The organism is Escherichia sp. AM3, from assembly GCF_032029835.1.
GTDB classification, from domain to species: domain Bacteria; phylum Pseudomonadota; class Gammaproteobacteria; order Enterobacterales; family Enterobacteriaceae; genus Escherichia; species Escherichia coli.
Genome location: NZ_JAVUPQ010000964.1, coordinates 1 through 273, shown reverse-complemented (window position 1 = coordinate 273; position 273 = coordinate 1). Strand labels below are relative to the sequence as shown.

Here is a 273-nt window from a genome sequence, read left to right as displayed (position 1 = left end):
ATGAAAGAGTTACCCTGCTCATAAATGTCTGTCAGCTCCTTGCTAACAGACTGAGCATCCTGTACCAGCCCCTGAACATCGCGTATACCGGTTTTCGTTAACAGTTCATCCTTATACGCGGTAAGTTCTTTCTGCCACTGTTTCGCTTCCTTCACCCACTGCGAAGCCGTATCTATTGCTGATTTGGCATCATGGACGATTACGCCCTCAGTAAGAGCTAAAGCGTTTACTGAGAAACAGCTTAATGCTAAAGCGAGGTATAGTTTTTTCATC

1 pseudogene is annotated in these 273 nt (G+C 45.1%); it reads right to left on the bottom strand.

The annotated features are described in order from the left end of the window. Positions 1 to 272, bottom strand: a pseudogene (locus tag RTW80_RS29265) (pilus assembly protein); the annotation flags it as partial. Between the last annotated feature and the right edge of the window lies 1 nt (position 273).